This is a genomic window from Paenibacillus sp. FSL H7-0331 (assembly GCF_001956045.1).
Genome location: NZ_MRTH01000021.1, coordinates 1 through 13,598, shown reverse-complemented (window position 1 = coordinate 13,598; position 13,598 = coordinate 1). Strand labels below are relative to the sequence as shown.

The window sequence follows — 13,598 nt, the reverse complement described above, 5'->3', positions numbered from 1 at the left end:
AGTAAGTAATATCTGAGATGGATTTGCTTGATGTAAACATTCGACGACATCAAAGAGGCAGGAAATAGAAAAGGTTTAAAAAAATGCTTGTTACTAAATATATTCAAGTCCCATGGGGATATGTGATAGGACTCTAGGCTATTTTTGTAATGTTATTTTTTAGCGTCTAATGTGACCCATCTTTGCGAAATTTTCAGGGGATCGAGGAAGGGAATATATGTTCCCTGACAACAAGTTGTCCTTATAATGGTGTATACTTACATTAGCTTAAGTAAAAGTGAAAATCTGGGAGAGATAACATGAATTACATCGCACATATCCGTGAAAGTGACAGTCAAATTCAAAGCGTTGAGGAACATTTGCTTGGAGTAAAAGCTTTGGCGGAATCATACGGTGAGAAGATTGGCGTCAAGCATATAGCAGGTCTTACGGGCATGCTTCATGATATGGGCAAATACACTCATGAATTCAGGGAGTACATATTAGAGGCTGTGAACAATCCAGATTCTCCGCCAAGAAGAGGCAGTGTCGATCATTCGACAGCAGGTGGAAAGCTGTTATATGAGCTATTTCACGAGGGGAATCCTTCCAGGTCATGGATTCTGGCAGAAATCGTAGGGAATGCCATCATATCGCATCATTCCTATCTTCACGATTTTTTGGATCATGAATTGGAATCCCCTTATTTGAATCGTGTTCGAAAACCGCAAGACCAGTTAAAAGAATTTGAAAGGTCAAAAACGTGTTTATTTGAATGGGTAATAAGTGAAACGGAGCTCCGGCGGTATGTCTCCCAGGCATTAGCTGAATTGGAAGCTTATCTGAGCAAACCATCTTCACTGAGCGGCGAAAGCAAGCTGATGTTCCTGACCAAATTTATTTTTAGCGCTTTAATCGATGCGGATCGAACGAACACGAGGTTATTTGAGGAGAATAAGGCTGTCGAGCCTGAGCAGAATCGAAGCAAGCTGTTTGATGCTTATTATAAAAGGGTTATGGCCAAAATCAATTCGTTTCAAGCACATCCTGCCGCTAAGTCACCAATTAATACGCTCAGGCAGGAAATGTCAGATCGGTGCGATCAATTTGCGGAGAAACCGTCGGGGATCTATTCCTTATCGATTCCAACGGGCGGCGGCAAAACATTGGCAAGTTTACGATATGCGCTGAAGCATGCCACCCGGGAAGGCAAGAAGCATATTATTTATGTGGTGCCTTTTACGACCATTATTGAGCAAAATGCCGAGGAAATCCGCAAAATTTTACTGGACGACGAGCATATTCTGGAGCATCACTCCAACGTTGTTGATGATGCGGATGATAACGATGAGGACCAGGATGGTTTAATCAGTAAGCGGCAAAAGCTGAAGCTGGCCAAGGATAATTGGGATTACCCCATTATTTTTACGACGATGGTGCAGTTTTTGAACGTGTTCTACGCCAAAGGAAGCAGGAATATTCGCAGGCTTCACAATTTAAGTGAGTCGGTCATTATTTTTGATGAGGTACAGAAGGTTCCTGTCTCCTGCGTATCGTTGTTTAATCAAGCATTGAATTTTTTGAAGAGTTATGCTTGTTCTTGTCTCATCCTTTGCACCGCAACCCAACCTACACTCGGCTATGTGGAGCAGCATAAGTTGGAATTGAACGGCGACGCTGAAATTATCCCTAACCTGGACCAGGTCATTGAAGCGTTTAAGCGAGTGGAAATCGTCGACAGAGCATCGGGTGAAACGTTTGATAACGAGAAGCTTGCTGATTTCATTAAGGAGAAGATGGATGAGGTTCGAAGTGTGCTTGTTATTTTGAATACGAAATCGGTTGTGAAAAAGCTGTACCGTCAAATGGAAGGGATCGACGCCCCCCTCTATCACTTAAGCACATCGATGTGCGCGGCGCACCGGAATCATATTCTGGGACAAGTGCGCGAACATCTTGTTAATAATGAAAAAGTGATATGCATCAGCACTCAGTTAATCGAAGCGGGAGTGGACGTAAGCTTTGATTGCGTGATTCGCTCTTTAGCTGGGCTCGATTCCATTGCGCAGGCTGCGGGCAGATGCAATCGTCACGGGAAGCGGGAGATTCAGCAGGTTTATGTGATTGATCATTTGGAGGAAAATCTGAATCATCTACAGGAAATTAAGACAGGGAAAAAGCTGTCCAAAAGAATTTTGATTGATCTAATGCGTGATAAGAATCATCATGGCGGCCATATGTTATCCGTTCAAGCCATGGACCGATATTTTAAGGAGTTTTATACGGAATTCAATTTGAAATTGAATTATTTTATCAAGAAATTAGAGAAGGACATGACAGAACTGCTTGTCGCTAACAGAAATGATAGCACCTATAATCAAGCATACAGGCATGCAAAGAGGGAGAATTTGCCGTTATGTATTGTGAACAGCTACGGGACGGCGGCTGAATACTTTCGAGTCATCGATGACCATACGACCTCGGTGGTTGTTCCTTATAACGAGGAAAGCAAAGAACTGATCGCCCAACTCAATGGCGACGAAACGATTGAGGACTTTTCGCGGCTGCTGCGAAAAACTCAGAAGTATACGATTAACCTGTTTCGTTACGAGCGAGATCAGCTGGCGCAAAGCAATGGATTGGTAAGCCTGCTTGAAGGGAAAATATTTGTATTGACTGAAAGCGCCTATCACAAGGAATTTGGTCTCGATCTCGACAATGATAGCCAGTTTGATTTGAGCATGTATTAACAAATTAAGAAAAAGAAACCTGTCTTATCTGAAAGATAGGTTTCTTTTCACACATAACACACTATATTTTTCAATCCACGCTATGAAAGCGACTTTAAATTATATCATAACCATAATAAATTTAAATAATTCATATAATGTGTATGATACAAATTATAATTCTAGTTTACAAATCCAAAAATATGAAATATTATGAAAATATAGGGAATTAGATCTATATGAATTTTATCGCAAGGAGGTGAATCAATGAGAAATTCGATAGAATTTGTCGTATATGGGGATTACGCCCTATTCACGGACCCCTTGACCAAGCTTGGCGGGGAAAAGCTTTCCTATCAAGTGCCAACTTATCAAGCGTTGAAGGGAATCGTTGAGAGCGTTTACTGGAAGCCAACCCTCATTTTCTTTATCGATGAAGTTCGCATTATGAATCCAATTCGTATGGAGTCCAAAGGCATTCGCCCGATGGATTATAGCGGAGGAAATACACTTGCCAATTATACGTATCTGAGGGATGTGCGGTATCAGGTACGCGCCCATTTTGAGTTCAACATGAACCGGCCGGAGATGACTTATGACCGAAACGAACATAAACATCACAATATTTTGAAACGCTCGCTCCAGGCAGGTGGTCGCAGAGATATTTTCCTCGGCGCCAGAGAATGTCAGGCGTACGTTGAACCTTGTGTGTTTGGCGAAGGGGACGGATTTTATGACCGCTATGGCGAAATTCATCTGGGAAGCATGGTTCATGGCATCAATTATCCGGATGAAACAGGCTGGAACGAACTGGAAGTACGTCTATGGAATCCGGTTATGCGGGACGGCATTATCCAATTTAGAAGGCCTGACCAATGCACGCAAGTACGTCCGATTACAAACATGGAGCCGAAACGTTTTGATGATTCGAATGTTGTATCCGCAGACGAGCTGTTGGCGCAATTGGCAGAGGGGGGGAATCCATGAGTTGGTTATTGAATTTGTATGAAACCTATGAAGCGAATACAGATCTTGTTGGCAAGATTGCAATGAAACATAACGAGCAGGAGTATACGCTGCTGCCCGTCTCTCATACTACGCAAAATGCGCATATCGAAGTCGATATTACCGAAGACGGGGAATTTCATTCGGCAGCCGTAATTGACAAGAGCGATGCGAGTACATTGATCCCATGTACCGAAAGCTCCGCAAGCCGTGCAGGCGCAGTCATCTCTCCCTATCCGCTGCATGATAAATTAAGCTATGTAGCGGGGGATTATGTTGCCTATGGCGGTGTGATCAAGAAGGAAGAGCCTTTTGTCAGCTACATTAAGCAGCTGGAGAACTGGGCAAATTTCCCATATGCCGTTTCCAAGGTTCAGAGTATTTACCGTTATTTAAGCAAAGGACAGCTTATTCGGGACTTGGTGGAGCACAAGATTTTATATGTAGACGCGGATCATAAGCTCCTCGACAAGTGGGACAAAAATGCTGAGGCGTTGGATGGAGCGAGGCCGCCGATTTTCTCCGTTATTGCCGGCGAGCAAACGAGCGCATTCGTCAGGTTCAACGTCTATTCGCCGAATAAGCTGTTGACGAAAGTATGGAAGGACCACGAGATGTACGATTCTTTCATCCGCTTTTACAGCAGTCAGCTAGGTGAAGATGATCTCTGCTATGTCTCGGGAAAGACGCTTCCAGCCACGGATAAGCATGCCAATAAAATTAGAAATGCGGGCGATAAGGCCAAATTAATTTCAGCCAACGATACCAGCGGCTTTACGTTTCGAGGGCGGTTCAATCTAAGTCATGAAGCAGCAAGCATTAGCTATGAGGTATCTCAAAAGGCGCACAATGCTTTGAAATGGCTTATTAACCGTCAGGGGAAAACGATCGATCAGCGCGTGTTTCTTGTATGGGGCAACGACGATCCTGATATTCCCGGCCTTACGGAGGACTCCTTTTCGATCGATCCTGTGCCTGTCGCAGCCAAAAAGAAAATAGCGTTTACTCATAAGGAGTTCGCCGATGACGTGGCAAAAGCATTGGACGGATATCGAAATCGGTTGGCGTCTTCGGCGAATAAGAAAGTGAATGTTAATATATTGATTCTGGATTCGGCGACAACAGGGCGCATGGCGGTGCTGTACTACCGGAATATGGACAAAGAGCTTTATTTGGACAAGCTTACGAAATGGCATTCAACCTGCGTGTGGCTGCACCGGTACCGCAAGGATGATGAAGGGAATTTCTTGGAATTTTATGGAGCGCCCGCCACGAAAGACATCGCTTATGCTGCATACGGGCCAAGAGCGAGCGACAAGATTGTCAAAGGGGTTATGGAGCGTATGCTGCCATGTATTGTCGACGACCGAATAGTGCCTTCGGACATCGTATCCAGCGCTATCCACCGTGCATCAAGTCCTGAGTCGATGGAGAAGTGGGAATGGGAGAAGACGCTTAGCATAACATGCGCGCTTATCAGCAAACAGAAGGTGGGATTCAATGTGGCATTAGATTCAGACAATCAGGACCGCGACTATTTATTCGGCCGTTTATTGGCTGTTGCCGATGTGCTGGAAAGACGGGCATTGGGGGACGAAACTAGAGCCACCAACGCTATTCGGTACATGAATGCTTTCTCCAGACATCCGGAAAGAACCTGGAAGACGATCCAGGCTTGCCTGCAGCCGTATCAGGCAAGGCTTGGAACGAAGGGAACCTATTGGTCCAAAATTATTGATGAAGTGGCATCCCGCATCCCGATCGATCAATTTAATAATAAGCCGTTATCCGGCTTGTATTTGCTTGGATTTTACAGTCAACGGCATGAGCTTTATCTGAAGAAAGAATCCAATGAAGCGGTGGAAGCACCCAATTAAGAAGGGGAGATCGACATGACTATTTTAGATCATAAAATCGATTTTGCAGTTGTTTTATCCGTGACCAAGGCTAATCCGAACGGAGATCCTTTGAATGGCAATCGGCCGAGGCAAAATTACGATGGCTATGGCGAAATATCGGATGTTGCGTTGAAACGGAAGATTAGAAATCGTCTACAGGACATGGGAGAAGCTATTTTTGTTCAATCTAATGATCGCAAATCGGATGAATACGGCAGCTTGAGAGAGCGCGCGGATGCGAATGTTGAGTTGGCGAAGATTTTGAAGGCAAAAACAGTATCCGGCGAAGGGTTTGCCCGAATCGCCTGCGCGGAATGGATCGATGTCCGAAGTTTCGGTCAGGTGTTTGCATTCAAGGCAGACAAGGGGGCAGGGGTTTCCGTCGGCGTTAGGGGACCTGTGTCCATTCATACCGCAACCAGCATTGACCCTATTGACATTACCAGCATGCAAATCACGAAAAGCGTCAATTCCGAACCGGGTGCGGCGAGGGGATCGGATACGATGGGGATGAAGCATCGCGTAGATTCGGGCGTTTATGTCTTTTGCGGCAGCATCAATACACAACTCGCTGAAAAAACCGGGTTTACGAACGAAGATGCCGACAAGGTTAAGCAGGCGCTCGTTACTTTGTTCGAGAACGACTTGTCCTCCGCCAGACCCGAAGGCAGCATGGAAGTCCACAAGGTATACTGGTGGGAGCACACATCCAAGCTGGGTCAATATTCTTCCGCCAAGGTGCATCGGTCTTTAACGTTTGAAAAACGTGTCGAAGAACCTAAGGCATTCGAAGATTATGAGTTTGGTGTTCAGCCTTTGGAAGGATTGAAAGTCGAGCTCATTGATGGACTATAGTGAGGACGACAACTATTTAATGTTGTCCGGCATACAGCATTTCCAGTTTTGTAAACGGCAGTGGGCATTTATTCACATCGAGCAGCAATGGGAAGAGAACGTGAGAACGATTGAGGGAGAGCATCTTCATCGTAATGCCGATCAACCGTTTACGAGGGAAAAGCGGGGCGATAAGCTTATCGTTCGCGCAATGCCTGTGAAGTCGGAGAGACTTAAAATAACAGGTATTTGCGATGTGGTAGAGTTTATAAGAAACGATAGCGGTGTTGAAATTAATGGCGCTGAAGGGCGATACATCGCCTATCCGGTTGAATATAAACGCGGGAAGCCGAAAATGAACGACGAGGATATTTTACAATTAGCTGCACAAGCCCTTTGTATGGAAGAAATGCTGCTGTGCAACATTGACACAGGCTACATGTATTATAACGAGATCAAACATCGAGTTGAAGTTCCACTAACCGCAGCCATTAAAAATAAAGTGAAGTTGATTGTCGATGAAATGCAAGACTACTATAAACGCAGACATACGCCTAAAGTGAAAACCGGACCTTTCTGTCGAAGCTGCTCCCTTCAAAATATTTGTTTGCCGGAACTTATGAATAAACGGACCGTTAAAAGTTACGTTGAAGGGAAAATCAAGGAATGAAAAAACTGCTTAATACATTATACATTACACAGCCTGATGTTTATTTGTCGCTGGACGGCGATAATATTGTTTTGCTTAAGGAACAAGAGAAGCTCGGCAGGCTACCGCTGCACAACCTGGAATCCATTATCACTTTTGGCTATACCGGAGCAAGTCCAGCGTTAATGGGATATTGTGCAGAGCGCAACATCCAAATCGTATTTTTCACTATGAATGGCAGGTTCCTTGCTAGAGTCATCGGGGAAAGCAAGGGCAATGTCGTACTGCGGAAGAAACAATATGCTGTATCCGAAGACACGATTCTGTCAGCAAAGATTGCGCGTAATTTCATAGTCGGCAAAATTTATAATCACAAATGGATCATTGAGAGAATGACCAGAGATTATCCTATGCGTATTGATGTCGCCCAGTTCAAAGCGATCTCGCAGCAGTTATCCGCTATCATTTTAGACGTAAGGGCGTGTGAAGATTTAGAAAGATTGAGAGGTTTGGAAGGACAAGCGGCAGTTAGCTACAACAAATTATTTGACTCCATGATCTTACAGCAGAAGGAGGATTTTTACTTTCACTCGCGTTCCCGCAGACCGCCGCTGGATAACGTAAATGCGATGCTCTCGTTCGCCTATTCGCTGTTAGCGAATGATGTGGCGGCAGCGCTGGAAGGCGTTGGAATGGATGCATATGTTGGATTTTTGCATCGCGACCGGCCGGGACGTGTTTCTTTGGCGCTGGATGTGATGGAGGAGCTGCGCGGTGTTTTTGCAGATAGATTTGTATTGACGTTAATTAATAAGAAGATTGTAAGTAAAGAAGATTTTTTGAAAAAGGAAAACGGCGCTGTTATTATGAAGGATGAGGCGAGAAAAACATTTCTGACCGCATGGCAAAATAAGAAGCAAGAGAAGATCACGCATCCCTATCTTGACGAGAAGATCTCTTGGGGATTAGTCCCGCATGCACAAGCTCTGCTATTAGCACGTTATTTGCGTAATGATTTAGATGAATATCCGCCATTTTTTTGGAAGTAGGTGAATGGGCTGCTGGTATTGGTCACGTATGATGTAAGCACAGTTAGCCGTACAGGGCAAAGAAGACTGCGCCAGGTTTCGAAAACATGCTTGAGTTATGGTCAACGTGTCCAAAATTCAGTGTTTGAATGCGTTGTAGATGCTGCTCAATTTGCTGCATTAAAGTTCAAGCTTCTTGATATTATTGACCAAGAGCAGGACAGCCTTAGGTTCTATCAATTGGGCAATAATTATAAGAATAAGGTAGAACATATTGGTGTGAAAGAATCATTTGATTTAGAAGGCTCTTTGATTTTGTAGTGCGAACTGAGGTGCGAATGTGTAGTACACACGGTATTACAGGGACATTCGCACCAATTAATTGGATGATAATACCAATTAATTCTCTGTTTTTTTCATGAATTCTAAAAAGTTTATATATTTATGTGTGTTTTTGATCACAAATATGGAGTTTCAGAAATATTCGTATCAAAAATCGCTGTCACATCTCATACGGATGTGTGGATTGAAATCGGTAGCGCCTGAGCCTGTTACCAGCTGGAAAGAGTCACATCTCATACGGATGTGTGGATTGAAATAGATTTCCCACGCTATACTGGTTTTCACTAATTAGTCACATCTCATACGGATGTGTGGATTGAAATTGCTTCACGCCCGTCCAGCCAACTGCAAACATGGTCACATCTCATACGGATGTGTGGATTGAAATAGTACACCCATGTTAAATCAGATCGAATGTTAAGTCACATCTCATACGGATGTGTGGATTGAAATCTTTTGATATGCGTTTTACTAGAGGTCGGGGTAGTCACATCTCATACGGATGTGTGGATTGAAATCCCTCAGCCTATGTATATCACACGAGCAGAGCAAGTCACATCTCATACGGATGTGTGGATTGAAATAAGATAAAACGCAGAATCTTCTCACCGAATATTGTCACATCTCATACGGATGTGTGGATTGAAATGTCCTCACCACCTCTCAAGCTATCCATTAGATACTGTCACATCTCATACGGATGTGTGGATTGAAATCCGTAGCGCTGATGCGATCATCGATAACAGGATCGTGTCACATCTCATACGGATGTGTGGATTGAAATAGGCGTATCCTTTATTTGCGTACGATTTTAACAGTCACATCTCATACGGATGTGTGGATTGAAATACCTTCGAATCTAACGGGTCGATAACGAACGGGTGTCACATCTCATACGGATGTGTGGATTGAAATCAGCAGTCGCGGCCCATGTGACCGCCTACGCTCGTGTCACATCTCATACGGATGTGTGGATTGAAATCACTCTTCGTCCACCTTCTTGATCATAATTGCACGTCACATCTCATACGGATGTGTGGATTGAAATCCAAAACGCTCCCATATGGTCCAATATCGTATCCGGTCACATCTCATACGGATGTGTGGATTGAAATACCATCCCAATTGATCACCCGAATCAAGGCGATGTCACATCTCATACGGATGTGTGGATTGAAATTATCGAGGGCTGGGGCGATGTGATGCAGGCTATTGTCACATCTCATACGGATGTGTGGATTGAAATCTGAATATGAAAAATTAATTATTAAGTACGGAAGTCACATCTCATACGGATGTGTGGATTGAAATAAGTATCATGCTCCCAAAGAAGGGCAACCAGAAGTCACATCTCATACGGATGTGTGGATTGAAATGTAGAGTCTGCGGAATTGACCGAGACGGAGCGCGGGTCACATCTCATACGGATGTGTGGATTGAAATGTACTCGGGTAGTTGAACGGAGCCGTCCGCATCGTCACATCTCATACGGATGTGTGGATTGAAATCGGAACTAGCGCGCGGATCGAACAAGCGTTTCAAGTCACATCTCATACGGATGTGTGGATTGAAATGGCGTGGGAAGACGGCGGTTATCGCGGAGAGAGGGTCACATCTCATACGGATGTGTGGATTGAAATCCGAATTGATACGTATTGAATGGCCATTTTTTATGTCACATCTCATACGGATGTGTGGATTGAAATACGCAGCTCCCGCCGATCCGCGAAGCTAGCTCAGTCACATCTCATACGGATGTGTGGATTGAAATGGCTTCGGCCCCGGCCCCGGATTGGTCGCAGGCGTCACATCTCATACGGATGTGTGGATTGAAATAAAAAGTGAGGCGATCACATGGACGAGCTTTTACGTCACATCTCATACGGATGTGTGGATTGAAATAAGCAGGAGATTCAGTGCATCATGTGCCATCAGGGTCACATCTCATACGGATGTGTGGATTGAAATAACAATATCTCAACAAAACTGAACAGAATCTCAGTCACATCTCATACGGATGTGTGGATTGAAATCACTGAGCCGCAGCAAAGCAATGATCATAAAGAGTGTCACATCTCATACGGATGTGTGGATTGAAATGCATTATGAAACGATAGAGAACGTGTTGGGAGAGTCACATCTCATACGGATGTGTGGATTGAAATTTTTTGGGAAGGCAATATAAGGGCGAATTAAACGTCACATCTCATACGGATGTGTGGATTGAAATTCTGTATAGATACGCCGATCCGTACCGCTACGTTCGTCACATCTCATACGGATGTGTGGATTGAAATAGGAGATCACAGATACGACTGAGGTTTACTCCGGTCACATCTCATACGGATGTGTGGATTGAAATGGCCAGTGGATGACAGACAATCAACCTCAGATTGTCACATCTCATACGGATGTGTGGATTGAAATAGCCGATGGAATCAGTACAGCTCGTGACGTTTCGTCACATCTCATACGGATGTGTGGATTGAAATATCCGGCGTAGCGCTCCATGGTGTATTGTCATGGTCACATCTCATACGGATGTGTGGATTGAAATGGTAGAGGGTTTTGAGGGCTTCAGCTGCTTCCGGTCACATCTCATACGGATGTGTGGATTGAAATGCAAACAACGGCAATAGAAATAACGCACAAGCCGTCACATCTCATACGGATGTGTGGATTGAAATTGCCTGTGACACACTTTTAGTCGTTTCATACGAGTCACATCTCATACGGATGTGTGGATTGAAATAACACTCGATCATACTCATTCAAAACGACATCGAGGTCACATCTCATACGGATGTGTGGATTGAAATGGTTACGACTTGGACAACAACGCGGTAAAAGGTTGTCACATCTCATACGGATGTGTGGATTGAAATATCAATGTTTGATCCAACACATCTAAATGCTTGCCGTCACATCTCATACGGATGTGTGGATTGAAATGGCTATCGAAGCTCCGGTGTGCTTCGTCCCACGATGTCACATCTCATACGGATGTGTGGATTGAAATTACTTCAAAGTCAAACGCAGGATCGTCAGTATCGTCACATCTCATACGGATGTGTGGATTGAAATCGCTTGTATCTGTTGCTGTGACTTGAAAACTGTAGTCACATCTCATACGGATGTGTGGATTGAAATACATTCGTGATCGTTGTTGTCGTAGCACTCACTTGTCACATCTCATACGGATGTGTGGATTGAAATTCAAGTTCTTTTACAAGCTGTGGATTGTACTCAGTCACATCTCATACGGATGTGTGGATTGAAATATCCAGCTGCACCATTGCACGTGCCATATACACGTCACATCTCATACGGATGTGTGGATTGAAATATAATCAGCCCTTATCCTTTCCCAAGGTTGAGATAGTCACATCTCATACGGATGTGTGGATTGAAATACAGTGGCCGTTCTTGATTGCCCAACAAACGAACGTCACATCTCATACGGATGTGTGGATTGAAATGCTTTGATATCGCCCATGAGTTCCTTGAGTGTAGTCACATCTCATACGGATGTGTGGATTGAAATCCCGTTATGCCTTTAATCAATTTAAAAATGCCGGAGTCACATCTCATACGGATGTGTGGATTGAAATAGACACGTGCGGAAGCAGACCGCCAGCGTTCGGGTCACATCTCATACGGATGTGTGGATTGAAATAGCTGTATAACGGGATGTTTGAGCATTATATACGTCACATCTCATACGGATGTGTGGATTGAAATTGTGGTATTGAGGTATTGCACATCCCCGTTCCAGCGTCACATCTCATACGGATGTGTGGATTGAAATCAACAAATGGAGGGGATCGAGGGTTGCCACAAGTAAGTCACATCTCATACGGATGTGTGGATTGAAATGTTAATGTCGATTACAGCATGAAAACTATCAAAGGTCACATCTCATACGGATGTGTGGATTGAAATCAATGCAAGGCAGACCCCCTTACGGGGGTGGACGTCACATCTCATACGGATGTGTGGATTGAAATACCTGTAAGATTGTTGTTACTTACTGAAATATAGTCACATCTCATACGGATGTGTGGATTGAAATACAATGGACCTCATTCAGGTCGTTAAAAAACCATCGTCACATCTCATACGGATGTGTGGATTGAAATGCTTGCGGAAGCTTCACGACCTCTTTGCAACCGTCGTCACATCTCATACGGATGTGTGGATTGAAATGGGTATCAGCGGGAAGCAACATGAACGCACCTACGTCACATCTCATACGGATGTGTGGATTGAAATGCGTTGTGCGCGAAGATATGTAAGTGCTCACGTGTCACATCTCATACGGATGTGTGGATTGAAATCAGTACGTAAACCAACCCGCCGCGGCTTTGAAACGTCACATCTCATACGGATGTGTGGATTGAAATTACCACAAAGGCGGCGCTCAATGTCCGACATGCGTCACATCTCATACGGATGTGTGGATTGAAATACACAGAAGATAATCGATGAGTTGGGTGTACCACGTCACATCTCATACGGATGTGTGGATTGAAATCCATATGCCTTTGCATTTAAGATTTAATTTATTGTCACATCTCATACGGATGTGTGGATTGAAATCAAGCTGCCGGCACTCTTTGATAAATCCCCAGGTGTCACATCTCATACGGATGTGTGGATTGAAATGGATACGATCTGTTTGGGGAATATCGTCTTACCCGTCACATCTCATACGGATGTGTGGATTGAAATTATCCGCAAGCGTAAGCTTGCTTATAAGATCCATGTCACATCTCATACGGATGTGGATTGTGGATCGGCTATAGTAAGTTGGACAGATAAATTGAGGGCTAGTAGAATAAAGATATCAGATAGGAGCGAATCTACGATGCCCAAAGAACGACGTACATTTACAGACGAATTTAAAAGCCAGATGGTTCAGTTATATAATAGCGGAAAGACTCGAGCCAACATCGCTCGTGAATACGACCTGAGTGCAACAGCATTAGATCGGTGGATCAAACAAAGTCAAACCTCCGGTTCCTTTTCGGAGAAAGCAAACCGTACCCCTGAGGAAAACGAACTTCTTGCTTTACGTAAAGAAAATCAGCGGCTTAAGATGGAGAACGACATTTTAAAGCAAGCCGCGCTGATC

Annotated in this window: 8 protein-coding genes and 1 CRISPR repeat array; all 8 genes read left to right on the top strand. The window is 44.1% G+C overall.

The window, feature by feature from the left end; all coding sequences use genetic code 11:
- Positions 1-299 precede the first annotated feature (299 nt).
- The gene (locus BK127_RS26105; RefSeq protein WP_076234466.1) at positions 300-2,729 is read left to right on the top strand and encodes a CRISPR-associated helicase/endonuclease Cas3; all 2,430 of its coding nucleotides are present in this window, start codon (positions 300-302) and stop codon (positions 2,727-2,729) included.
- Between the two features lie 246 nt (positions 2,730-2,975).
- Positions 2,976-3,695, top strand: coding sequence for a type I-C CRISPR-associated protein Cas5c (gene cas5c, locus BK127_RS26100; RefSeq protein WP_076234465.1), 720 nt, complete (start codon positions 2,976-2,978; stop codon positions 3,693-3,695).
- On the top strand, positions 3,692-5,590 hold the full coding sequence (gene cas8c / locus BK127_RS26095) for a type I-C CRISPR-associated protein Cas8c/Csd1 (protein ID WP_076234464.1): 1,899 nt from the start codon (positions 3,692-3,694) through the stop codon (positions 5,588-5,590). The genes cas5c and cas8c overlap by 4 nt, the downstream gene beginning before the upstream one ends.
- A gap of 15 nt (positions 5,591-5,605) precedes the next feature.
- Positions 5,606-6,466: a type I-C CRISPR-associated protein Cas7/Csd2 gene (cas7c, locus tag BK127_RS26090; RefSeq protein ID WP_076234463.1), complete on the top strand. Its 861-nt coding sequence runs from the start codon at positions 5,606-5,608 to the stop codon at positions 6,464-6,466.
- Entirely contained in the window at positions 6,456-7,115 is a 660-nt protein-coding gene (gene cas4 / locus BK127_RS26085; protein ID WP_076234462.1) for a CRISPR-associated protein Cas4, read from the top strand. The genes cas7c and cas4 overlap by 11 nt, the downstream gene beginning before the upstream one ends.
- Positions 7,112-8,143 (top strand): type I-C CRISPR-associated endonuclease Cas1c, encoded by a 1,032-nt coding sequence (gene cas1c / locus BK127_RS26080; protein WP_076234461.1) that lies wholly within the window; start codon positions 7,112-7,114, stop codon positions 8,141-8,143. The genes cas4 and cas1c overlap by 4 nt, the downstream gene beginning before the upstream one ends.
- A 9-nt stretch (positions 8,144-8,152) precedes the next feature.
- Positions 8,153-8,443, top strand: coding sequence for a CRISPR-associated endonuclease Cas2 (cas2, locus tag BK127_RS26075; protein ID WP_076234667.1), 291 nt, complete (start codon positions 8,153-8,155; stop codon positions 8,441-8,443).
- Between the two features lie 180 nt (positions 8,444-8,623).
- Positions 8,624-13,195: direct repeats of the CRISPR family, unit length 32 nt; unit sequence GTCACATCTCATACGGATGTGTGGATTGAAAT.
- A 136-nt stretch (positions 13,196-13,331) separates the two neighbouring features.
- A partial coding sequence (locus BK127_RS26070; protein ID WP_144026559.1) for a transposase occupies positions 13,332-13,598 on the top strand: 267 nt, incomplete at its 3' end.

Excerpts from the sequence above, each read along its gene's own strand:
- cas5c (WP_076234465.1), top strand. The coding sequence starts at position 2,976 with ATGAGAAATTCGATAGAATTTGTCGTATATGGGGATTACGCCCTATTC.
- cas8c (WP_076234464.1), top strand. The coding sequence starts at position 3,692 with ATGAGTTGGTTATTGAATTTGTATGAAACCTATGAAGCGAATACAGAT.
- cas7c (WP_076234463.1), top strand. The coding sequence starts at position 5,606 with ATGACTATTTTAGATCATAAAATCGATTTTGCAGTTGTTTTATCCGTG.
- cas1c (WP_076234461.1), top strand. The coding sequence starts at position 7,112 with ATGAAAAAACTGCTTAATACATTATACATTACACAGCCTGATGTTTAT.
- BK127_RS26105 (WP_076234466.1), top strand. The coding sequence starts at position 300 with ATGAATTACATCGCACATATCCGTGAAAGTGACAGTCAAATTCAAAGC.
- cas4 (WP_076234462.1), top strand. The coding sequence starts at position 6,456 with ATGGACTATAGTGAGGACGACAACTATTTAATGTTGTCCGGCATACAG.